Consider the following 23,113-nt stretch of genomic DNA (forward strand, 5'->3'; position numbering starts at 1 on the left):
CAGGTCCGTTATCTTCCTCGCAACTTGAGGAGGTAACGTGAAAGAGATCATTCGCACCGATAAAGCGCCTGCCGCTATCGGCCCCTATTCCCAGGCGATCCGCGTAGAACCGACCGCCTTTATTTATTGCTCAGGTCAGATCCCACTCAATCCCAAGACCGGCGAGATAGTCGGCAAAACCGCCGCCGAACAATGCAAGCAGGTGATGGACAACATCGCGGGCCTGCTCAAAGAAGCCGGAGCGGATCTCTCCAATATTGTCAAGACCACCATCTTCCTGACCGACCTTGGCGATTTCGGCCCGGTTAACGAGATGTATTCCACCTATTTTGATGTCGATCCGCCTGCTCGTTCGACTGTCGAGGTCAGCAAACTCCCCAAAGGGGTAAAGATTGAAATCGAGGCTATCGCGGTAGTCTAACGCTCCAATGCCCTCTTTTTGGGCATATTGGATGGTTTGGCTGACAAATAGTCTCAAGATTTCCTGATTCGTCCGGTCTTGCGGCCTAATCATCGGCCCGATAACCGGATAAAAAGGGTATTATGTCTTGTCTAACTCCACTATCGCAGTCCTGATTTAACGTGTACTTTTTTGTTAACTTTGTGACTATCAACCTATTTGCAGGAAAAGGACTTGGCAGGTAGAGAATTCAAAAAACCGCTTGACTTTCAATCAAAACTAATTTTCTTGGCTAATCGTAACTTGTGAATTCGGTCACATATTCCGATATGTGATTTGAGGAGTGATGAGAGATGTCAGAATACTTGGCTCCAGCAATATTTATCGTCGCCGGCAGCGCTATAGTTCTCATCACCTTTTTCATCTCCCGCCTGATCCGTCCACGTAACCCATACCCGGCAAAAAATGTCAACTATGAGTGTGCCGAAGAACCGGTTGGAGACTCCTGGATTCAGTTTAATCCGCGGTTCTACCAGTTCGCCCTCATTTTTGTCATCTTTGATGTTGAGGCGGTATTCATGTTTCCCTGGGCGGTTGCGTTCAACCAACTCGGCCTGTACGCCCTCGTAGAGATGGTCATTTTCATCCTGATTCTTCTCTTTGGCCTCTACTACGCCTGGAAGAGAGGAGCACTGAAATGGGTGTGATCAAAGAACTACCGGTCTATGCGGAGAAGATCCCCGGTGGCGCCCTGGTAACGACCTCGCTGGAGAAGATCCTGCACCATGGTCAGGCCTGTTCCCTCTGGTACCTTCTGTTTGGGACCGCCTGTTGCGCTATTGAACTGATGGCGACTGGCGCTTCGCGCTACGATTTTGACCGTCTCGGAATGATCTTCCGTGCTTCCCCACGCCAGTCCGACCTCATTATTGCCGCCGGGACCATCACCAAGAAAATGGCGCCGCGCCTTCGGAAGCTCTACGACCAGATGGCCGAGCCTCGCTATGTGATCGCGATGGGTGGCTGTACGGTCAAGGGTGGCCCGTTCTATTATGACAGTTATGCCGTGGAAAAAGGGATCGACCATATCGTGCCGGTCGATGTCTACATCCCCGGGTGTCCGCCCCGTCCGGAGTCACTCCTGGAAGGATGTCTCACCCTGCAGAAAAAGATCAAGGCGCAGAAGCTGTCCGATTGGCAGAAGTAATATGACCAAAGATGAACTAAAAGAGTATATCGCCAGTCACTTTGCGAAGACGTTGACCTTGCTGGATACCGGTCGCTACGATCCGGTCTACCTGGTGTCCCCGGAGAATCTGCATGCAGTGGCGTTGGCGCTTCGCGACGACGCAACATTGCAGTTCGACTTTCTCTGCAATCTGGGCGGGATAGACACCAAACAGCAGTTTGAAGTGAGCTACCAGCTTGCCTCGATCGCTAAAAATCTTCGTCTCGACCTCAAACTTCGACTCGCCTACGATCAGGCCGAAGTAGTGACTGTCACAGATATCTGGCCCGCGGCCAACTGGTACGAGCGGGAGATGTGGGAACTGTACGGCATCAACATCAAGGGTCATGACAACCTGACGCAGTTCCTTTTGCCCGACAATTGGGATCAGGGTCATCCGATGCGCAAAGATTGGGATGCACCTGATTTCATCCGTCTCCCGGAGATTGGCGCATGAGTGGAATTCGGACCGAAGAATTTGTCGTCAATATGGGGCCGCACCATCCGTCGACCCATGGCGTCTGTCGCCTGCTGTTGACCATGAATGGTGAACGCGTGCTCAAGATCGAGCCGCATGTCGGATACCTGCATCGCGCGCTCGAAAAGATCTGCGAAAACCGCACCTACGCGCAGTGCATCCCGATCCTCGACCGGTGGGAATATGTGACGGCGATGTCCTGCAATTACGTCTTCGCCCTGGCGGCGGAACGTCTGGCCGCGATCCAGGTGCCGGAACGCGCGGAATACCTCCGCGTCATCATGCTGGAACTAAATCGTATCGCCTCGCACCTGCTCTGGTACGGCACGACCGCACTGGACCTTGGCGCGATCACCCCATTTCTCTACGGTTTCCGCGAGCGCGAGCTGATAATGGATCTCTTCGAGATGACCTGTGGTCAGCGCCTGACCTACAATTATATCCGTATCGGCGGTGTCTCAAGAGATATCCCGCCGCAATTCGTACCGATGGCGCGCGAGGCGGTCAAAACGATCACCGAGAAGATGTCCGACTACGAGGGACTGCTCAACGAAAACCCGATCTGGGTGGCGCGCAATACCGGCGTCGGCGTATTAACTCCCGAGAAGGCGATCGCCTGGGGTGTTTCCGGTCCGGCCCTGCGTGCAAGCGGCGTGAAGTTTGATATCCGCCGGAACGACCCGTACTCAATTTACGATCGGTTCCAGTTTGACATTCCGACGCAGAAAAACGGTGACTGCTACGACCGATATATTCAGCGGCTCCAGGAAGTCAAGGAATCGCTGAAGATCATCTCTCAAGCGCTGGATGGTCTCCCCGAGGGAGATATCAAAGCAAAGGTTTCCCCCAATTTCAAGCCGCCGATCGGCGAGGTATATGCCCGCATTGAAAATTCGCGCGGTGAACTTGGCGTTTTCCTGCAATCCGACGGTACCACCAAGCCGACTCGCGTCAAAACGCGCGGCGGTTCCTTCAATCAGCTCCAGGTGTTGCCGGAGATCGGCAAGGGTCTGTTGATCGCCGATATCGTCGCCATCATGGCATCGCTTGATATCATCATGCCGGAGGTGGATCGATGAGCCCGATTCTGGCCAGCGGCGAACTGATCGTCGTCTTTCGGTGGCTGTACGAGCAGTTGACTGCCACCGGTCTCCCTGAGATCTGGGTTACCATTATCACCTATACCGTGCTGGCGGTGATGATGTTTGGGCTCCTCGCGCTTGTGGCGCTCTTCCTGGTCTGGTGGGAAAGAAAGATCTCCGCACATATCCAGCAACGCTTCGGTCCGATGCGGACCGGCTGGCACGGCTGGTATCAGACGGTCATGGATGCGGTCAAGCTGTTGCAGAAGGAAGATATCCTGGTTGACACGCGCGACAAGCCGGTCTTCTTCTGGGCGCCGGTGATCTGTTTTGTCGCCGCTTTCGCCGCATATGTGGTGATCCCGTTTGGCGACGGCCTGATCGTGGCGGACCTGAATATCGGCATCCTCTATGTCATCGCCGTGACGACATTTACGATCATCTCGCTGCTGATGGCGGGGTGGGGCTCTAATAATAAGTATGCACTTTTAGGCGGGATTCGCTCGGCCGCGCAAGTGGTCAGCTACGAGGTCCCGATGATCCTCTCCATCTTGACGGTCGTGCTTTTTGCCGGCTCGTTGTCGATGGGTGACATTGTCGCCTCGCAACAGGGACACGGGATATTCAATTGGTTTATCTTCCGAGTTCCGTTCGGGCCGCTCGCTTTTATCACATATCTGATCACCGCGACCGCAGAGAGCAACCGTACGCCGTTTGATATTCCCGAGGCCGAACAGGAGTTGGTTGCCGGATACAACGTGGAATATAGCGGGATGAAATTCGCCATGTTCTTTTTGGCGGAATTCGTAAATATGTTCACGGTGTCGGCGATCGCGACCACTCTATTTCTCGGTGGCTGGAACGGACCGTTCCTCCCCTCATGGATCTGGTTCCTGCTCAAGACATTACTCGTAGTTTTCATATTGATGCTTTTCCGGTGGACCTTCCCGCGACTGCGTGTTGACCAGTTGATGGAATTCGCCTGGAAATTCCTGGTCCCCGTAACCTTCGCCAACCTGATCATCGCAGCCACTATGAAGCTGTTGAAATGGTACTGGTAGGCGGGATGGTGTATTGATGGGTTTGTGGAAAGACATTAAGAACTTGTTCAAAGGCATGGGGATCACCAGTAAACATCTGGGGAGACATGCCATAACGATCCAGTATCCGGAAGAGAAATGGACCATGCCGGAGCGTTCGCGCGGCATCGTCGTTCTGCTTTCGGATAAAGAGACCGGGGCGCTGAACTGCACCGCTTGCATGCTCTGTATGAAAGCCTGCCCGACCGGCGCGATCAGGATCGTGGCTCCGCGTGACGAAGTCACCAAAAAGCGCGACCTGCAGCAATTCGAAATAGATTTCGGTATTTGCTGTTTCTGCGGACTTTGCGAAGAGGCCTGTAACTTCTCAGCGCTAAAGATGACCGGCAAGTACGAATACTCGACCATTCATAAAGAGGACCTGACCTGGAATGTGACCAAGCTGCAACAGGCAGGACGCGATGTCGACTATGTCGACACCCGCAAGAAAAAGGTAGAGGCGAAACCGGTTGCCCCGGCTGCTGCCCCAGCTCCGGCGGCTCAGCCCGAGCAGAAGGGAGAGGCGCCCAATGCTTGACAATATCCAGCAGTCCATCGTCAGTGATCCCGGTTTCTGGGTGCTGGCGGCCGTGACATTGATCTCGGCCTTAATGGTGGTCAGCCTAAAGAACATTTTTCATTCAGCCCTGGCGCTGATCCTCTGTCTCTTTTGTGTTGCAGGGATTTTCATCCTCCTGCATGCCGAGTTTTTGGCTGCCGTGCAGGTGCTCGTGTATGTCGGCGCAGTCTCGATCTTGATCATTTTCGCCATCATGCTAACCTCGAACCTGGCCAATAAACGGATCGTTCAGGTCAACAAGCAGGTCTTGCCGGCGGTCTTTGTCTGCATCGTCTTTGTGATCGGTGCTATTACCCTGATCGCCCAGACCGATATCTGGCAGTTATCCGATATGCCGATGCCGGAAGATAATATCGGGACGATCGGAAGACTGATGATGACCGACTTCATGCTGCCGTTCGAAGTGGTCTCGGTCCTGATGCTGGCCGCCCTGATCGGCGCTATTGCACTGGCCAGAGAGGAGCGCGCCTGATGTTCTATTATCTGTCACTCGCTGCTCTGCTGTTTGTGATCGGCCTGTTCGGCGTGATCACGCGCCGGAATACCATTGGGATACTGATGTCTCTGGAGCTGATGTTTAACGCGGCGAATATCAATTTCGTGGCGTTCAACAAGTTCCTCGCGCCGACCGCGTTGACCGGGCAGATGTTTGGACTGTTCATTATCGTTGTGGCGGCGGCCGAAGCGACGGTCGGCCTGGCCATTGTCCTGCTGCTGTATCGTAACTGGCGCGGCATCAACACCGACAACATCAGCATTATGAAATGGTAGGCTCCATGACTTCGCATGCATACATGATCGCCCTGCTGCCACTCATTTCGTTCCTGATGATCGTCTTTTTCCTGCGGTGGCGTGAGAAAGTAGCCTCGGGCTTTTCGATCGCGATGATCCTGGTCTCCTGGCTGATGTCCGTGACTGTCCTTTTCGAGACGATCGCGCGGCATGGCGAACGTTACGAAACTTTCTTCTATCTTACTTCGTTCGCCAAGATGAATTTCGAGATAGGCATCCTGATCGACTCGATCTCGGCCATCATGCTGGTGGTTGTAACGACGGTCGGCGCCTGCGTGCAGATCTACTCGCTCGGGTACATGAAGGATGATCCGCGCTTCAGTCGATTCTACGCCTATCTGTCGCTTTTCCTCTTTTCGATGCTCGGGCTGGTGTTGGCCAACAACTTCTTCATGATCTTCATCTTCTGGGAGCTGGTCGGCCTCACTTCATACCTGTTGATCGGGTTCTGGTTTGAGAAGAAGTCCGCTGCAGATGCAGGGAAAAAGGCATTTATCACCACCCGAATTGGTGACCTTGGATTTATTGCCGGTCTGCTTTTGATCGGGGTATATGCCGGCACATTCAATTTCCAGGAAGTTTTCGGAATCGTCTCAAGCGGCTCCATTCCTCCGGTTATTCTGACTCTTGCAGCGATCGGCGTATTTGCCGGCGCGGTTGGTAAGTCGGCACAGTTCCCGCTGCATGTCTGGTTGCCCGATGCAATGGAAGGTCCGACCCCGGTTTCGGCGTTGATCCATGCCGCTACGATGGTCGCGGCCGGTGTCTATCTCGTCGCCCGCTCGATGAATCTCTTTGTCGGCTCGGCCGATGCCGCGATGGTGGTGGCGGTGATCGGATTGATCACCTCTTTCATGGCCGCATCGATCGGTCTGGTGCAAAATGATATCAAGCGGATCCTGGCGTTCTCGACTTGTTCGCAGCTTGGCTATATGATCATGGCCCTCGGCCTTTTTGGATACGATACGGCCAACGGCCACCACTCTGCCGGTTATGTCGCCGGGACGCTCCACCTGATGACCCACGCGTTTTTCAAAGCACTTCTCTTCCTTGGCGCCGGGTCGGTGATCCATGCAGTGCACACCAATGACATTCAGGAGATGGGCGGTCTTCGCAAGAAGATGAAGTGGACCTACCTGACGTTCGTCACTGCCTCGCTGTCGATTGCCGGTATCTTCCCGCTCTCCGGATTCTGGTCGAAAGATGAGATCATCGCGACCGCGTATCATCATCCGGTCTTTTTCGTTTTCACGCTGGCGATCGCCTTCATGACCGCATTCTACATGTTCCGCCTGGTTTTCCTGACATTCTTTGGCGAACCACGCGATCATCACCGCTTTGACCATGCCCATGAATCGCCGAACGTCATGACCGGCCCGCTTATCTTTCTGGGTGTACTCTCAGTTTGTGCCGGGTGGGTGGCGTTGCCCTGGCTCCACAACGGATATTCATCGTTCGTCTTTTTTGGCGCCGAACCGCACCACGCGGAACCATCGTATTTCCTGATGGGGCTTTCGACGATTGTCGCGGTGTCGGGAATACTGCTGGCGTACGTGATCTATTATCGCAAGGCGATCTCTGCCGATGCGATCGCGGCTAAATTTAAGCCGCTGTATACCCTGCTGTACAACAAGTACTATTTCGATGAGCTGTATAATCTGATCCTCATCCAGCCGATCCTGAAACTGGGAACTTTCCTCTGGTCGTTTGATGCGAAAGTTGTCGATGGGGCCGTCAATGGCACCGGATGGCTGACGATGATCAGCTCCGAGATCCATCACTGGTTCGATAAGTGGATTGTCGACGGCGCCGTAAACGGTTCGGGTTGGCTCGTCCGACGACTCGGCGGGATGCTTCGCTATCTCCAGTCCGGTAAAGTGCAGTTTTATGCGCTGTTCATGGTCGGTGCTCTGGTGCTGGTGATGCTCTATAAAATAGACAAAAATAATATGGAACAGACGTGGCCGATGCTGACGACGATCTTCATCGTGGCGATGTTTGGCATGGCGATATTCACCCGCGCTTACGGACGGACCGGTTCCTCCGAGAGCCAGGATAGTGAAAAATAGTGACGTTGAAGGATAGATGCTGACATGGGAATACTGAGCTGGCTTGTCTTGATCCCGCTGCTGGGTATGGTGGCGGTGATGTGCATTCCAAAAGAGCGGAAGGATGCGATTCGCTGGACCGCCGCGGTCTTTAGCGGCATCCCGGGAATTCTGTCGCTCTGGCTGGTCTGGGATTACTTCGTCCAGTATTCCGGTTCAGCGGCGATGGCCTACATGGAGGGCCCCTTCGAGTGGATCCCGTCGCTCAATATCCAGTACCTGATGGGTGCTGACGGTATCTCCGTGCCGATGCTCGGCCTCACCGGATTGCTGTCGTTTATTTCCATCATTGCCTCGTTCGGCATCCAGAATCGGGTGAAAGAGTATTTCGCTTTCTTCCTGCTCCTCGAGGTTGGAATGATGGGAGTCTTTGTCGCACTCGACTTCTTCCTCTTCTATATCTTCTGGGAAGTGATGCTGGTCCCGATGTATTTCCTGATCGGGATCTGGGGCGGACCGCGGAAAGAGTACGCCGCGATCAAGTTCTTCCTCTATACATTATTTGGCTCGATTTTCATGCTGGTAGCGATCCTGGTACTTTACTTCACCAGCGATCCGCACACTCTGAATATGATGACACTTATGCAGAGTTCGCCGACCCTGACTCACACGACTCAGATGGTCTGCTTCTGCTTCTTCTTTATCGCCTTCGCAATCAAAGTACCGGTCTGGCCGTTCCATACCTGGTTGCCGGATGCACACGTCGAAGCGCCGACTGCCGTCTCGGTCATTCTTGCCGGTGTGCTGTTGAAGATGGGAACCTACGGTATGCTGCGTATTAGCTGGCCGATGTTCCCCAGTGCTTTGCACGCCCTCAGTTTCTGGATCGCGTTGCTCGGCGTGATCGCCATCGTTTATGGCGCACTGGTCTCGATGGCGCAGAAGGATCTCAAAAAGCTGGTGGCCTATTCGTCGGTCTCGCACATGGGTTACTGCATGCTGGCGCTGGCGGCATTTGGTTCGGTTCAGGCGATCGCCGGATGCATGTTCCAGATGATCTCGCACGGCCTGATCACGGGCGCCCTGTTCCTTCTGGTCGGCGTGCTATATGATCGCGCCCATACTCGTGAGATCGCTGTCTTTGGCGGACTCGGCAGCAAACTTCCGGTCTACAGTTCGATCATGGTCTTTTTCTCCATGGCGGCGCTCGGCCTGCCGGGAATGTCCGGTTTTATCTCCGAGTTCATGGTATTCCTTGGCGCATTCAGCCAGTTGAATCCATATCTCGTCGGTCTGGCGATCCTTGGTGTGGTACTCGGCGCGGCTTATATGCTTCGCATGGTCCAGCGGGTTTTCCTCGGAGAATTTAATCTCGCCAAGTGGGGCGGATTGACCGAGATCAACGGGCGGGAGCTGTTTACGGTCATACCGTTGATGATCCTGACTCTGCTGATCGGCGTTTATCCGAAACCGCTCAATGACCTGATGAATGCGACTTTGACCAACCTCGTTCAGTTGATGGGCAGGTAAACAGATGATGCCGCAACTCCCGCCGTTCAACTATACGATGATGCTCCCGGAGATCTTTCTCTTTGTCTGGGCGCTGGTGATCTTCACCTATGACCTGGTGACAAAACGATCCAGCGGCAGGACAGTTACCTGGCTGGCGATGGCCGGGCCGGTGATCAGCGGGATCGTTCTCTACTTCGTCGGATTCGGCAATGGCTTCGGGACAATGTTCTTCAACGATGCGCTGGCCGTCTTCTTCAAAATGATCTTCCTCGGCGCGGCGTTTATGGCGATCGGCAGTTCCTTTGGTCTGATGGAGCGGAAGATCCTCAACCATCGCGGCGAGTTCTACGGCTTGATCCTTTTCTCGACTGTCGGAATGATGTTTCTGGCGTCGTCGTATGAACTACTGACCCTGTATATCGGGCTGGAATTGACTACCATTCCGCTGTTTGTTCTCGCGGCGTTTTTCAAAGATGACAAGTTGTCGGTGGAAGCCGGTATCAAATATCTGATCGTTGGCGCTCTTTCATCCGCCCTGCTGTTGTACGGCATCTCATTCCTGTATGGATTGAGCGGCACGACTGATATCGTGGCGATGCGCTGGAATCTGATGAAATTGCATGTCGAATCAGGCGAGATCGGCGTGATCCTCGTGCTGTCGATCATCACCATGTTAGCCGGAATTGGATTCAAACTCGCCCTCCCACCATTTCACCAATGGGCCCCGGATGTCTATGAAGGCGCTCCAACCCCGATCGCCTCGTTCCTCTCGGTAGGTTCAAAAGCGGCCGGTCTGGTGGCTTTTGCCAAAATATTCACTTATGGACTGCAGTCATTCTGGGATCCGAACTTTGCTCCCAATGATTGGGGATTCCTGGTCGGCGTATTGGCGGCTGCGGCGATGATCGTCGGAAATGTCGTTGCACTCCGCCAGACCAACATCAAGAGAATGCTCGCCTATTCATCAATTGCCCAGGCCGGTTATATCATGATCGGTATGCTGGCAATGAACGAGATCGGGCTCTCTTCGGTCGCATTCTACGCTTTCACCTATCTGTTTGCCAATATGGGGGCGTTTGCGATCGTCACGATGTTCGAAGACAAGACCGGGTCGACCCGGATCGCAAGCTACGCCGGTCTCTCCAAGACCTCGCCATTCGTGGCGGCGTCGCTGGCAGTCTTTCTACTGTCGCTGGCTGGTATCCCGCCGTTAGCCGGATTCCTTGCGAAGTACTACGTTTTCGCCGCGGCGATCAAACTGGCCGGGGCAAGCCCGGACTACTTGTTCCTGTATTGGGTGGTCGGGATCGGGCTTCTGACCTCAGTGTTTGCGCTCTACTATTATGCGTACGTCATTAAGATGATGTATTTCAGCGCCGAAACCAGCCCATACACTTTCAGCCTGAAAAACCCGATCATTGTCGTCGTTTCAGTCGGCCTGGTTGGCGTATTTCTTTTCGGGCTGTTCCCCGATTCGATCATGCAGTTTGCTTCTCAGATCCCTGTTGCGCTGGGATTTGCCAGCCCGCATTAACTCGGGTAAGAGGCTGTTAATTTTCAGAAGCTCCGCCCGGATCGGCGGGGCTTTTTGCATTTGGCAGGTGGGTCGGCCGGGTCCCTCTAACTTATTGACAGCTAAAGAGTCTTAAGGTATACTTTGGCCGACCGAATGGCGGTCAAAAGGAGCTATGTCTTTTTCCAAAACAGCGGGGAAGATCTTCAAGCAGTACTTCGTGAGTGGACTGCTCGTAGTCGTTCCCCTCATTATCACCTACCTCGTCCTCAAACTGCTTTTTGATGCAGTCGATGGCATCCTGCAGCCACTTATCCACAAAGTGGCCGATATCCGGATTCCCGGACTGGGGGTGATTGCCACCCTGCTCCTCATTATAGTAGCAGGCATAGTCACCCGAAATTATCTTGGGAGCAGATTTTACCGGTACTGGGAAACGCTCCTGGCCAGGATTCCCTTGATCCGGTCGCTCTATTCCGGAGCCAAAGGTCTTCTCCAGGCAACCACCAGCGAATCAACCACCACCTTTAAGGAAGTGGTAATGGTGGAGTATCCGCGCAAGGGATCGTATAATTTGGGATTTATTGCGAGTTTTACGGAGTTAACGATAGAAGGGATCAAGCGAAAATGCGCGGCAGTCTATTTGCCGAATACCCCGACCCCGTTCACCGGTTGGACCATCATTCTGCCGATCGAGGAAGTCACCCCGGTCGACATGACAGTCGAACAGGCGGTCAAGTTTGTCGTTTCGGGTGGCGTGGTAGCGCCCGGGGTCATCAAGCCGCGTCCGGGAGGCATTGCCTGGAAAGGGAGTCAGGAGGCAACCGGTGAAACTCGCTAATCTGCTGGTGGAACATCGCATCAAAATGAATCTCCGGTCCCGCACCAAAGATGACGCAGTGCAAGAACTGCTGACCATGATGCGAGACGAGGGGGTCCAATTCGACTATCAGGCCGTGCTTCAATCCGTTCGCGAACGGGAAGAGGTGGAAGATACGTCATATGGTCATGGCTTTGCCTTCCCGCATGCCCGGACCGATGCGGTCAAAGAGATGTATATCGCGATCGGCGTTTCAAAAGCGGGCTTTGAAGGCAAGACCCTGGATTCCATTCCTGTGCATGTGGTCTGCCTGCTCCTGACGCCGTCCTCCATAGCCAAGCTCTACCTGCAATCCCTCTCAGGCATGGCGCGATTTGCGAGACTGCCGGGGACATTGGAGAAACTACTCGGGACGGATAATCCCAATGACCTGATCAAACTGGTCGCTAACAGTGGCGTGATGGTTGATAAGGAGTTGATGGTCAAGGATGTGATGCGGCATGCCGTGGCCAGTGTTACTCCCGATGATACGCTCAAAGAAGTGGCCAATCAGATGTTCCGCAACCGCCTCTCCGCGCTGGCGGTAGTTGATACCAAAAACAAGCTGCTTGGCGTTATCAATGACCGGGACCTGATCAAAGTTGCCTTGCCGGACTACAAAGCGCTGATCTCCAACCTCAATTATTCGATGGAAGTTGAGCCGTTCGAAGAGCTGCTGAAGCAGGAAGACAAGATCAAAGTATCGCAGCTTTACCGCGATGACTACGAAACGACCACACCAGATACCCGAATTGTCGAAGTGGCGGCAATGATGATCTTTAAAGATCTGCGGCGGGTATTTGTCCTGCAGGGTGAGCAGTTGGTCGGCGTACTCCTGCGCAAAGATATCGTGAATATGATCATCAGGGGCTAGGGCCGGAAAAGGAAGTATCGGTTAATGAGCAAAGCGAAAGAGAGTAAGGGACACGTCAGGGAACAGCATCAACATAAGTATGAGATAGACCCGTATCTCTATCTGATCCTGATCCTTGCCGTGGTGGCCACGATCCCCGGGCTCTGGGCCGGAATGACTCACACTCATCTTGCTCCGGTGATGGGGACGATCGCGTTTGGTATTGCGGTTTTTGGCGCGGCGTTTCTGCTCTCATGGGCCGCCGAATCTGCTCAGATTGACATATCTGAATCGTTGGCGGTGGCGATCCTGGCACTGATCGCGGTATTGCCCGAATACGCGGTCGATTTCGTTTTCACCTGGAAAGCGGGGCAGGGGTATCCTGAGGTCAATGAATGGCATCACTACGCGATCGCCAATATGACTGGAGCGAATCGTATGCTCGTCGGTCTGGGCTGGCCGTTCATTTTGTTCCTCTACGTACTAGTCAAAAAGAAAAAAGCGGTCATTCTGGATGAAACCCAGCGGGTTGAGATCTTCTACCTGGCGATGGCGACGATCTATTCGTTTACGATCCCGCTCAAAGGGAGCCTGACGATATTCGACACGCTGATCCTGGTCACGATCTTCGCTCTCTACACCCGTCGCGCGGCACAGATGGAATCCGCAGAGCCGGAAATGGTAGGCCCTGTCAAAATCATTGCCAATATGAAGACGGTCAAAAGGCGGCTGGTGACGATAGGTCTGTTTCTCTTTGCCGGTGTGGTGATCTTCTTCGTGGCCGAACCATTTGCCGAATCACTTGTCGACATGGGAGCCGATTTTGGGATCGATCGATTCTTGCTTGTCCAGTGGCTGGCTCCGATCGCCTCCGAATCGCCTGAGTTTATCATAGCGGCTACCTGGACATTGCGTGGCGCCGCTGGTTCCGCGCTCAAGGCGCTGATCTCTTCGAAAGTCAATCAGTGGACCCTCCTGATCGGTACTATTCCACTGATGTTTTCGCTTTCCGCCGGTCAGATTGTTGCCTTCACCCTTGATGAGAAGCAGGTTCACGAACTCTGGCTAACGGCCGCGCAGTCACTGTTTGCGGTAGCGGTTTTGGTGAACCTGAAGATCGGGCGGGGAGAAGGGTTATTGCTGCTGGGTCTTTTCCTGGCGCAATTCTTCGTGGAGTCGATCCGTATCGAGGTTGCGATCGCTTATGTTCTGCTGGCAGTGTTCTTCCACATCCTGCATCGAAAGCACTTAATACCGGCAGCCATCATGGGGTTGGGACTCAAACGAAAATCGACCTGATGTCTAAAACATAAAATGCAAAAAGGGCAGGAAGCAATTCCTGCCCTTTTCTTGTATCTGCAACTTGATGTGGTCTATTCAGCCTTTTTACCGGCAGAGACCAGTACGGATGATTCCGGTCGAACATACTTGCGCATCGCTTCCGAGGCAGACACCAGATCGACCTTGGTGAGTGATTCAAGATAGGTCGGGTCATATTGTTGCGGTCGTCCCAGGAACTCATTCACCGCCATATAGTAGGCCTGATTGATGCGCGATAGTTTCGCCGACATCAGTCTTCCCCAGATCTGATTGCGCGTCTGCTTGAGCTCCAATTCGGTCGGGCCATCCATCTTCAATTTATCGATCTCGAGTTGGATGCCGTCATACGCCTGCTGATACTTGTCGGCGGAGGTTCCAATGGAGCAATACCACCAGCCGAATTCCCGCTCAAAGCCTGCGCCCGCGCCGACCGAGTAAGCGAGCCCCTGTCGTTCGCGCAGGTTGCTCCAGAGTCGGTTGGAAAGGATCGAGAGCGCGACCTCCAGTGAGACCGATGACGGATCGTTGATCCCCGGGAGCAGTCCTCCCAGATAGATGCTGATCTGTTCTTTGTTGAGTTCAACATGCTCTTGCCGACTGACAGTCAGAGCCGGTGGCTGAGCGGCGGGCGGATTGGTGCTCTGCGCGGGGGTCAGATGTGCGAATCGCTTGACTACCCACTCGAGTACTTCGGCCGTATCGCGGCTGGTAGCTATCGCGAGCACCATATTATCCGGTGCATAAAACCGGGCGTGATAGTCGCGCAGTTGGAGTGGCGTGATCCGGCCGAGTGTCTCTGCATTTCCCATCACCGGTTTATCCAAACCGGTATTTCGGAGTAAGGTCTTGTAGAAGAGATTCTTCGCCACCGAACCCGGACTGCCTGTCTCTCGTCCGATCACTCCCATCATCCCCTGCCGAACTTTCTCAACCTCCGCGGAATCAAACGACGGGTTCTGCAGCATGTCGCTGAAGAGCGCAAACCCCTTATCCGCGTATTCATCGATAGTCTCAAACTTGCAAAATGAGAAGAGGGGAGTGGTGTAGCGGTCATCGTAGGGGATCCACGGGTTGTCATACAGAGTGGTGGTCGCCCCGATGCTGTTCAGTTCCTGTGACAATTGCGCAGCACTCCGGGTACTGGTCCCTTTCTCAAGACAGCGATTGACGAAATCGGTGATTCCGGCCAGACTGTCCGGCTCACTGGCTGAGCGATTTTTCCCCAGCGTCATCATCGCGAATACTTTGCTGTCGGGCGCCGACTTCACCAGCACGGTCAGACCGTTCTGCAGGGTCCGGCGCGCATAGGTCGCGCGATCCTCGATTTTCAATGAGACGACGTCTGTCGACGGATAGGTCAGGGAGACACCCTTGGTCAGATCAAATTGCGGAAAGGTCGCAGTGGCAAAATATCCCTTCACCTCGTCGGCAGTCATCCCGACAGAGCGGTACGGCACTTTAGAGGAGTCATCAATCGGTCGCACGACCGTCACCATACAGCTCGGTTTCTCCAGCCACTGTCTGGCCGCACCGAACATCTGGACGGGCGTAACTTTCGACAACAGCTCCGGATATTGTTGGATGAACTCGAATCCGCCGGTCATCAACATTGGAGCGATCATGAATCCGTAGTAATGCAGTTTCTCGGCATTGTAGATATCCTGCGTTTTGACTGAGGTTTTGATCCCATCCAGCAGGCTGACATCCAGATCCGCCTCACGCGATGCGAGATTTTGCAGGGCATACATCACCGTATCGACGATCCTATCGCGATTTTCCGCTTTTTCGCTGACCACACTGATCTCCAACCGGGTCAGGTCAGGGTAGCTGGTGAGCGATGCAGAGACCTCGGATGCCAGCGCATTGCTTCCCAGGAGTGACTGCTTGAGCGGTGACACTTCATCCAGATTTAGATACTGCACCAGCAGATCCATCGGCAGGTAAGTCGAATCTCCAAACAGCGGTGCCTCGATGGAGAAATTGATATAGGTCGAGCTGACCGCGGCGACCGTATCGATTCGATTGAACCCGGCTATCCGTTCAACCTTCGACGGCTCAAAGACCGGCGCCTGACCGGTGGCTTTGCCAAAGATCGAGACTACGGACTGCTTCATCTGCGCCGCATCAAAGTCGCCAATGATCAGCGTCACCATATTTCCGGGCTGATAATATTTCTTCCAGTAGGCGATGATCGCATCACGCCCGATATTTTCGATGAACGATTTGTATCCAAGGACCGGTCGTCCATACGGAGTGGCGCCATAGGCGGCTTCGGAAAAGAGCTCATCCGAGGGGGCGGAGGGTGAGTCCATATCCTTGTTGATCTCTTCGATCACCACTTTCCGTTCTTTCGCCAGTTCGGCTTCCGGGAAGGTCGAATTAAAGAGCATATCCGCCTGGACGGTCATTCCGTAGTCGATATACTGCTTGGGCAGAAGCACCAGATATGCGGTCAGGTCTTTCCGGGTGAACGCATTGATATAGCCGCCCAGATCACTGATCGACTTGTCAAGTTGTTCGCGGGAAAGTGTGGTGGTGCCATCGAACAGGAGATGTTCGAGGAAGTGCGTGATGCCGTTCTCGAATTTCCCTTCGTACCGGCTGCCCGATTTGACGAATACCAGGCTGGCAACCATGGGCGAGCTGTGGTTCTCCTTGAGGATCACTTGCATGCCGTTGTCGAGCGTGAAGGATTCCGTTTGGGCCATAACGCTTAGACTGCCGAAAAGCAGAATGGCCGTCAGGAGAGTATAGAGGAAGCGGTTATACATGCTGACTCCGAAGATTGACTGTTCATCATCTGAGCACCGCATCTGTTTCTATCGCGGCGCTGACGGTAAGTTATTGTGCCACAATACGCATGTCAAGGGATGTGCAGAAAATGGCGTTGACTTTGAGGCGTAAACGGCTATATTGGCCGCGGTTACACCATGCAGACAATTTTGACCCACACCATAAAAGCCGTTCGCTTAGCGACTGTCGCTATGCTTCTGCTTTCGTTACTGGTTTCGGTAGGCTATACCGGCCAGGGGAAGATAGTCTGCAATCCTGCCAAGGTAACCCAGGTGGAGCAGCCGACGGAGGAGCGGACGTTGATAACGGCCGCCACGACGGATCCCTCTGGTGGCAAGATGACTCCCAAAAAGAGCACGCATTCCATACCCGCGTTGATAAATGCTGTCCCGATCGTCTTTAAGTCGGCGGATGAGCGGACGAAGCTGTCCGATCGCCCCGCCCACGAGTGTGCCTATCTAACGGCATTTAATGTTGAGCCGAATTCGGGACGACTTCCGCTGACGACCGCCATGATCTCCCCGGATCTGGGTCGTCAGGCGACGCTGCTTGGCGCCAAGCCATCCGGCACAATGTAATTCCGCCTTTCGGCGCTACCCGCGCCCAAGTAATTCGTACATTCACCACATTCTTAATCAATAGTTGAAAGGGACAACCATGTCGTCACAGAAATGGCGTGTCGCCCTGACCGCGCTGCTTGTCGTAGCGGCCTTCTGGGCATTCTGGAACACGTTCGAATTATGGACCATGAGCGACTCCGAAAAGCAGACGATGCAGGAGAAGGATCCGGGAAAGCTGCTGACCATGCAGCAGAAAGCGATCCGTCTCGGTCTCGACCTGCAGGGAGGCATCCATGTCGTCCTGCGAGTGAAGCTTGAAGATCTGGATGCTGCCTCGAAAGAGGGAGCTGTCGACCGAGCTATCCAGGTCGTCCGGAATCGTATTGACGCGCTCGGCGTCGCCGAGCCGGTGATTCAAAAAGAAGGCGATGATCGTATCATTGTCGATCTTCCCGGTTACACCGATGCGGCTCGCGCTGAAGAGTTGATCGGCCAGACCGCGGTGTTGGAATTCAAACTGCTGGAAAGCATTGAGAACGCCAACCTGCTGCTCTCCAAGATCGACACCGTCATCTCGGCGATCGAGAAAGAAAATTCTTCACCGACCGCCGCCACCACCACGCCGACCACACCGACCGGCGACAATCAGGTGATGGCTGATCTGATGGGTGATACCACTAAGAAAGACACCAGCGCATCCGCGTACGAATTTGATGAAACGACTGACTATTCCACCGACCCGCTGACCAGCCGTCTTGAACTGACGCTTGTCTCCAGTCGGACCAGCACTGCCTGGCCGGGATACACGGTGAATAAGAAAGACCAGATCCTGATCGATCGCTGGTTGAAGGATCCGCGCGTAAAAGCGTTGGTTCCGCCCGATGTTGAGTTTGCCTGGTCGACCCGTTCGATGATCCGCGAAGCGCGCGAAGTGTACGAGCTGTTTCTCCTGAAGCGCAAAGTGCAGTTCCCGGGCAATAAGATCGAAGGAATCTCCCTCGGCCGCGAGAATATGGGTGGCCTGGCAGTGAACTTCAAACTCTCCGGTGACGCGGCTGCCCGCTTTGCGCAGTTGACCGGCGCCAATATCGACAAGCCATTGGCGATCGTCATGGATGACCGCGTTGAATCAGCGGCGTTCATTAATTCCAAGATCCGCAACTCCGGACAGATCACGATGGGTACGGGTGCGTCGTTTGATGACGCCCGCAATCTCGAGATCGTCCTGAAGGCCGGTTCGTTGCCTGCCCCAGTCGAGATCATTGCGAAGAACGTTGTCGGCGCCACCCTTGGTTCGGACACGATCAGCAAAGGATTTTGGGCGGCTCTCGTCGGCTTGCTTCTGGTGCTTGCCTATATCGCGTTCTATTATAAGGTCTCCGGTTTGATCGCCGATATCGGACTCATTTTCAACCTGTTCTTCCTGTTGGCGGTTATGGCGGCGCTCGGCGCGACCCTGACCATGCCCGGTATTGCAGGTATCATTTTGACGATCGGTATGTCGGTTGACTCGAACATCCTGATCTTCGAGCGAATCCGCGAGGAATTGCTGGCCGGGAAAACGGTACGCGCGGCGATCGACGCCGGCTATGACCGTGCCTGGGTGGCGATCCTTGATTCGCACGTGACGACTCTCATCACCGCCGGTGCATTGTTCATTCTCGGCTCCGGCTCGATCAAAGGTTTTGCGGTTTCACTCTTCTGGGGTGTCTTGATCTCGCTGTTCACAGCGTACGTCATCACCAAATTGATCTTTGATTTCCGCAAACAGTACAAAACATTGAGCATTTAACCGGAGAGGACACGATGTTTTCCCTTATCAAAAAGGTACCTAACATAGATTTCATCTCCAAACGCAACTATGCGTTTATCCTGTCGGCCATTCTGGCCGCGATCGGGATCTTTGCCTTCGTGATGATTTCCGTTGGCAAAGGGAATATGGGGATCGACTTCGCCGGCGGTGTGCTGGTGCAGGGGCACTTCTCCCAGTCGGTGGATATCAACCAGGTTCGCGATGCAGTCACCGGGGAATTCCCCGAGGCGCAGGTGAATCAGGTCACGGACTTCTCCGGCGGTAACGCCTTCATGGTGAAGACCAAACGTCCGGAAACCGAACAGGAAGGCGCCGAAAAGATCAAACGGATCGGCGAGATCATTCGGACCAAGTTCGCCGGTAATACCTTTACCGTCGACCGTGAATCGATCATCGGCCCTGCAGTCGGTGAGCAGCTTCGTAAAGACGCACGGCTTGCCATTCTGCTGTCAATTGCCGGGATCATGGTCTACATCTGGTTCCGGTTTGATTTCCGGTCAGGTGTGGCGGCAACGGTTGCCATGGTGCACGATGTACTGGCAGTGCTCGGCATCTTCTTCTTGCTCGGCCTTGAATTCGACTTGCTGGTGTTGTCGGCATTGCTGACACTGGCCGGTTATTCACTGACCGACAAAGTGGTGGTGTACGACCGTATCCGCGAAAACCTCCGGAAATTCCGGACTCGCGCGGAGTTTGTCCCGTGCATCAACCGCTCTATTAATGAAACGCTCTCCCGTACGATCAACACGTCGACCACGGTTATCGTGGTGGTTGTGATGGTATTCATCGGCGGAGAGACTCTGCGTAACTTTGCGCTCGCCCTGGTCCTTGGCGTGGCGATCGGCACTTACTCGTCGATCTTCGTCGCCAGCCCGATCATCGCTGAGTGGGAAGCCCGCAGTCCGAAGCGCTTCAAGTAGTCGAAATGCGATGAAATAAAAAGGCGGAGCCAACTGGCTCCGCCTTTTCTCTATCTGACAATCCTGATCTACTTCCAGTCGGCCACGAAGATATTCGTTTCACCCTGCACTTTGCCATTTCGGTTCGACGCAAAGACCAGCCGCTTACCGTCATGGGTGAACATTGGGAATCCGTCGAATGACTCGTTGTGCGTCACCTGTTCGATCTCTTTGGTTTCAATATTCAGCAGGAAGAGATCGAAATTGCGCCCTTTCGGGTCGTTCATGTTGGAACAGAAGATCAACTGCTTCCCGTTCGGATGGAAATAGGGAGCGAAGTTAGCCTTGCCGTTGCTGGTCAACTGGATCGGCTTCCGCTCTTTGAGATTCATGATGTAGATCTCGAGCTTGCTGGGACGAATGAATCCTTCGGCCAGCAAGGTCTGATAATCGGTCAGCGCTTCACCGGTGGGACGTGATGCCCGCCAGCAGATCCACTCGCCATCGTAAGAGAAAAACGCGCCGCCATCGTAGCCGGGCATGTTGGTGACTTGCTCGACGCCGGAACCGTCCGGATTCATGAGATACAACTCAAGATCGCCGGTTCGAACTGAGGTGAAGAGGATCTTGTCACCTTTGGGTGAATAAACCGCCTCGGCATCGTATCCATCGGTGGTGGTCAATTGCACCGGGTTGGAGCCATCCGGGTCAGCTTTGAAAATGTCATATGCCTTATAGAGTGCCCAGACATAGCCGCGCGACATGTCCGGCTTGGGAGGACAAACCGAATCCACCAGATGTGTTGACGCATAGATAATTGCCTGGCCATCCGGAGCGATGAACGAGCAGGTGGTACTTCCGCGTCCGTTGGAGACCATCCGAACATTTGAACCATCGCCGTTCATCCGGTAGATCGCGTCACAGCCGCGGCCATCACGCTCGGATTGAAAGAGCAGCTCAGTTCCTTCGCGATTCCAATAAGCTTCCGCATTCTGTCCGCCGAAGGTGATCTGGCGAATATTGGAGAGATGTGTCTCTCCGGGTAAGACCAGGGAATCGGCGACAGCCTTTGACGTCTGCGCGGCGGGCTCATCCGCCAGTACCGGGCTGACGACCAAACCAAGCAACATCCCGATAATTGTGAGTTTCCGTACCACTACTAATTCTCCTCTGTATATGAGACTGATACACTCTATGCTTGAAAAGGTAGCAGACGAATTGCCGACTGGCAAGTGTCCGTTCAGCGATAGCGGATCTTAAGATACAGGATCGCCGCCGCCATGCTCAGGGTGACGACATTCGCCAGGATCACCGGGAGTGAGTTGACCAGAAAGCCGTATATCAGCCAGAGCGATATCCCAAGGCAGAAGATGATATACATTGCCAGCGAGACATCCTTCACCGATTTGGTGCGCCAGGCCTGAATGAACTGGGGGAAGAAGGCGGCAGAGGTAAGAGCGCCGGCCAGCAGGCCGAGTATGGTGATGCTGTCCATGGTCATCGGTTAGAAGCGGTATCCCGCGCTGACGCGGAAGGTCTCGTCAAGTTCGGAGTGGTGGAGATACGCGAAATCGATCGTGATGCGGCGGACATCCACCCCCGCTCCGGTCGTAAAGCGGCCGATATCAAATCCTGCGCGGCCAAAGATCATTTCCTTGTAACCAAGCTCCCAGCCGAAATGACTATCCACTGACAATTCACCTGACCAGTATTGGGCAGCACGCTTGAGGCCCTCAAATTTGACATCTCCACTCATCACAAACCGACCGGTAAAATCTTTGTACTGTGTGCTCAAAAGGAGTGAAGGTTTGACCGTGGGATAAATGCTCTCGGTGTTGCTCCCCGAATCAAATGTTTTTCCGGAGTAGCGAATGAATCCAGTTGTCGCATCGGTGACTGTCAGCCCAAGTGTGGCAAAACGGTACGGCTGGTAAAGGAGGCCAGCATCAAGCGTCAGCCCATATCCGGATTCAGTACCGATATCGCGGTAGATCACTTTGGCGGTTAAACCAAAGTCGAACCGTGAGCCAAACTTTCCGGCGACCGATCCGGCAAAAAGGAAATCGCCGTGGTTTTCTTCTTTCAGAACATATGGTCGATTGTATTGATCGAGCTGCGTGATTTTGATCCCGCCGCCGCCAAGGTAATAGACATAAAAGCCAAATCGCTGAATCAGCGAGTTCTCACGCGGGCGGGCATCAACATAGGAAATGAAGTCGTGGTTGAGGAGCGACCCGAACGTCTCGGCATGCATGGCCGTCAGGTAACGACCGTCGAGGCGATTGAGACCGGCAGGGTTCCAGTATGCGGCAGTCCCGTCGAATGGTCCAGCGACTACTGCACCCCCCATCGCCAGGCCGCGGGCGCCAACTCCCAAAGAGAAGGCTTCCCCCGCATACTTGGCCGCGCCAGCCGGGACGGCCGCCAGGAGAATGAGAAGCAGGCAGACGAAGGTGACTCGTTTCATCGGTTCACTAATGTACGGAGCATCGCACGAAACGTCCATCCTGAATTTCCTTGGGCAATAAAAAGGCGGGGTTCAATTGAACCCCGCCGGTAACACCCAAAAAGGAGAAACGGAATTTACTTGGTTCCTTCGGCGCCAGTCTTGGCGTCTTTCTTGGAAGCGCAAGCAGCCATCTCTTCGGGGCTGCAGGTCTTGGAGCAACCAGCGCCAGCGGCTTTGGTCGTCGTACCGGTGGTGGCAACCGCCGGAATGATCTGAGCTTCGTAACCCTTGTCAACTACGGTCTTGGTCAGGGATTCGGCTTTGGTCTTGGCCGGATCGATGCAAACCAGCGCGGAACCATCTTTGTAGTTCACGCTGAGGACCTTCACCACGCCAGGAGTCTTTTCCAGGGCGGCGGTGACGGAACCTTCGCAGCCGCCACAGGTCATCCCTTTGATATTCATGTTGACCATTTCCATCTTGCCGTCATAGCCGCACAGCTTGGCGCACTCTTCGGCGGACATGGTCTTCATCATGGTGGCGCATTCTTCGGCCGTCAACTTCTTGCCGGCGAGATTGCAGGTGCCATCAGCGGAAGCAGTCGTGGCAGTCTTGTCGCCGCAGGAAGTGCCAGAACCGGTCAAAGTAGCCTTGGCGCCTTCAGCCTTCGAGCCGCAGGTCGCTTTGGAGCTGGCGGTGGTAGCAGTCGTCTTCGTGCCGCTACAGTTTTCACCGGCAACTACCGGTGCGACCGTCATGGCCAATACGGCCAGACCGGACAGACCAAGGAAAATCATTTTCTTCATACATTACTCCTCTTCGGATTTCGCCTAATGGTTTTCTTATAGGTTCTAA

General features: G+C 54.1%; 23 protein-coding genes. 18 read left to right on the forward strand and 5 right to left on the reverse strand.

Annotated features, from left to right (window positions below):
- Positions 1–37 precede the first annotated feature (37 nt).
- The 15 genes from IPH75_09420 to IPH75_09490 all read left to right on the forward strand — a co-directional run bounded on the left by IPH75_09420 (position 38) and on the right by IPH75_09490 (position 13,723).
- Positions 38–421, forward strand: coding sequence for a RidA family protein (locus IPH75_09420; protein ID MBK7142285.1), 384 nt, complete (start codon positions 38–40; stop codon positions 419–421).
- Positions 422–753: 332 nt separating this feature from the next.
- Positions 754–1,107, forward strand: coding sequence for an NADH-quinone oxidoreductase subunit A (locus IPH75_09425; protein ID MBK7142286.1), 354 nt, complete (start codon positions 754–756; stop codon positions 1,105–1,107).
- Positions 1,098–1,607 (forward strand): NADH-quinone oxidoreductase subunit B, encoded by a 510-nt coding sequence (locus IPH75_09430; protein MBK7142287.1) that lies wholly within the window; start codon positions 1,098–1,100, stop codon positions 1,605–1,607. The genes IPH75_09425 and IPH75_09430 overlap by 10 nt, the downstream gene beginning before the upstream one ends.
- 1 nt (position 1,608) lies before the next feature.
- Positions 1,609–2,085 (forward strand): NADH-quinone oxidoreductase subunit C, encoded by a 477-nt coding sequence (locus IPH75_09435; protein ID MBK7142288.1) that lies wholly within the window; start codon positions 1,609–1,611, stop codon positions 2,083–2,085.
- Positions 2,082–3,185, forward strand: a complete 1,104-nt coding sequence (locus IPH75_09440; GenBank protein ID MBK7142289.1) for an NADH-quinone oxidoreductase subunit D — start codon at positions 2,082–2,084, stop codon at positions 3,183–3,185. Before IPH75_09435 ends, IPH75_09440 begins: the two co-directional genes overlap by 4 nt.
- Entirely contained in the window at positions 3,182–4,249 is a 1,068-nt protein-coding gene (gene nuoH, locus IPH75_09445; protein ID MBK7142290.1) for an NADH-quinone oxidoreductase subunit NuoH, read from the forward strand. Before IPH75_09440 ends, nuoH begins: the two co-directional genes overlap by 4 nt.
- 43 nt (positions 4,250–4,292) lie before the next feature.
- Positions 4,293–4,805: an NADH-quinone oxidoreductase subunit I gene (locus IPH75_09450; protein MBK7142291.1), complete on the forward strand. Its 513-nt coding sequence runs from the start codon at positions 4,293–4,295 to the stop codon at positions 4,803–4,805.
- Positions 4,798–5,319 (forward strand): NADH-quinone oxidoreductase subunit J, encoded by a 522-nt coding sequence (locus tag IPH75_09455; protein MBK7142292.1) that lies wholly within the window; start codon positions 4,798–4,800, stop codon positions 5,317–5,319. The genes IPH75_09450 and IPH75_09455 overlap by 8 nt, the downstream gene beginning before the upstream one ends.
- Entirely contained in the window at positions 5,319–5,618 is a 300-nt protein-coding gene (gene nuoK / locus IPH75_09460; GenBank protein ID MBK7142293.1) for an NADH-quinone oxidoreductase subunit NuoK, read from the forward strand. Before IPH75_09455 ends, nuoK begins: the two co-directional genes overlap by 1 nt.
- Positions 5,619–5,623: 5 nt before the next feature.
- A complete protein-coding gene (nuoL, locus tag IPH75_09465) occupies positions 5,624–7,708 on the forward strand; it encodes an NADH-quinone oxidoreductase subunit L (GenBank protein ID MBK7142294.1) in 2,085 nt (694 codons plus the stop codon).
- A gap of 24 nt (positions 7,709–7,732) precedes the next feature.
- Positions 7,733–9,217 carry an NADH-quinone oxidoreductase subunit M gene (locus tag IPH75_09470; GenBank protein MBK7142295.1) on the forward strand — a complete coding sequence of 495 codons (1,485 nt, stop codon included), beginning with the start codon at positions 7,733–7,735 and terminating at the stop codon, positions 9,215–9,217.
- Between the two features lie 4 nt (positions 9,218–9,221).
- On the forward strand, positions 9,222–10,733 hold the full coding sequence (locus IPH75_09475; protein ID MBK7142296.1) for an NADH-quinone oxidoreductase subunit N: 1,512 nt from the start codon (positions 9,222–9,224) through the stop codon (positions 10,731–10,733).
- A gap of 154 nt (positions 10,734–10,887) precedes the next feature.
- Complete coding sequence (locus IPH75_09480; protein ID MBK7142297.1) at positions 10,888–11,553, forward strand: DUF502 domain-containing protein; 666 nt, start codon at positions 10,888–10,890, stop codon at positions 11,551–11,553.
- A complete protein-coding gene (locus IPH75_09485) occupies positions 11,540–12,445 on the forward strand; it encodes a CBS domain-containing protein (protein MBK7142298.1) in 906 nt (301 codons plus the stop codon). Before IPH75_09480 ends, IPH75_09485 begins: the two co-directional genes overlap by 14 nt.
- 24 nt (positions 12,446–12,469) lie before the next feature.
- Entirely contained in the window at positions 12,470–13,723 is a 1,254-nt protein-coding gene (locus IPH75_09490; protein MBK7142299.1) for a sodium:calcium antiporter, read from the forward strand.
- 74 nt (positions 13,724–13,797) lie between these two features.
- Here IPH75_09490 and IPH75_09495 read toward each other — a convergent pair whose 3' ends face one another.
- Positions 13,798–16,515, reverse strand: a complete 2,718-nt coding sequence (locus tag IPH75_09495) for an insulinase family protein (protein ID MBK7142300.1) — start codon at positions 16,513–16,515, stop codon at positions 13,798–13,800.
- Positions 16,516–16,674: 159 nt separating this feature from the next.
- Between IPH75_09495 and IPH75_09500 the strand changes: the two genes are divergently transcribed.
- The 3 genes from IPH75_09500 (at position 16,675) to secF (ending at position 19,830) form a co-directional block, all read left to right on the forward strand.
- Positions 16,675–17,115, forward strand: coding sequence for a hypothetical protein (locus IPH75_09500; GenBank protein ID MBK7142301.1), 441 nt, complete (start codon positions 16,675–16,677; stop codon positions 17,113–17,115).
- A gap of 79 nt (positions 17,116–17,194) precedes the next feature.
- Positions 17,195–18,889, forward strand: a complete 1,695-nt coding sequence (gene secD / locus IPH75_09505; GenBank protein MBK7142302.1) for a protein translocase subunit SecD — start codon at positions 17,195–17,197, stop codon at positions 18,887–18,889.
- Positions 18,890–18,903: 14 nt separating this feature from the next.
- A complete protein-coding gene (secF, locus tag IPH75_09510; protein ID MBK7142303.1) occupies positions 18,904–19,830 on the forward strand; it encodes a protein translocase subunit SecF in 927 nt (308 codons plus the stop codon).
- A gap of 68 nt (positions 19,831–19,898) precedes the next feature.
- On the opposite strand, the gene IPH75_09515 is transcribed toward secF, so the two are convergent.
- The 4 genes from IPH75_09515 to IPH75_09530 form a co-directional block, all read right to left on the reverse strand.
- Complete coding sequence (locus IPH75_09515) at positions 19,899–20,939, reverse strand: PD40 domain-containing protein (protein MBK7142304.1); 1,041 nt, start codon at positions 20,937–20,939, stop codon at positions 19,899–19,901.
- Positions 20,940–21,049: 110 nt separating this feature from the next.
- Positions 21,050–21,304: a SemiSWEET transporter gene (locus IPH75_09520; GenBank protein ID MBK7142305.1), complete on the reverse strand. Its 255-nt coding sequence runs from the start codon at positions 21,302–21,304 to the stop codon at positions 21,050–21,052.
- Between the two features lie 9 nt (positions 21,305–21,313).
- The gene (locus tag IPH75_09525; GenBank protein ID MBK7142306.1) at positions 21,314–22,276 is read right to left on the reverse strand and encodes a hypothetical protein; all 963 of its coding nucleotides are present in this window, start codon (positions 22,274–22,276) and stop codon (positions 21,314–21,316) included.
- A 116-nt stretch (positions 22,277–22,392) separates the two neighbouring features.
- Positions 22,393–23,064, reverse strand: a complete 672-nt coding sequence (locus IPH75_09530) for a heavy-metal-associated domain-containing protein (GenBank protein MBK7142307.1) — start codon at positions 23,062–23,064, stop codon at positions 22,393–22,395.
- Positions 23,065–23,113 lie beyond the last annotated feature (49 nt).

It is taken from the genome of bacterium (genome assembly GCA_016708025.1).
In the GTDB taxonomy this organism is placed as follows: Bacteria; Zixibacteria; MSB-5A5; order GN15; family FEB-12; genus FEB-12.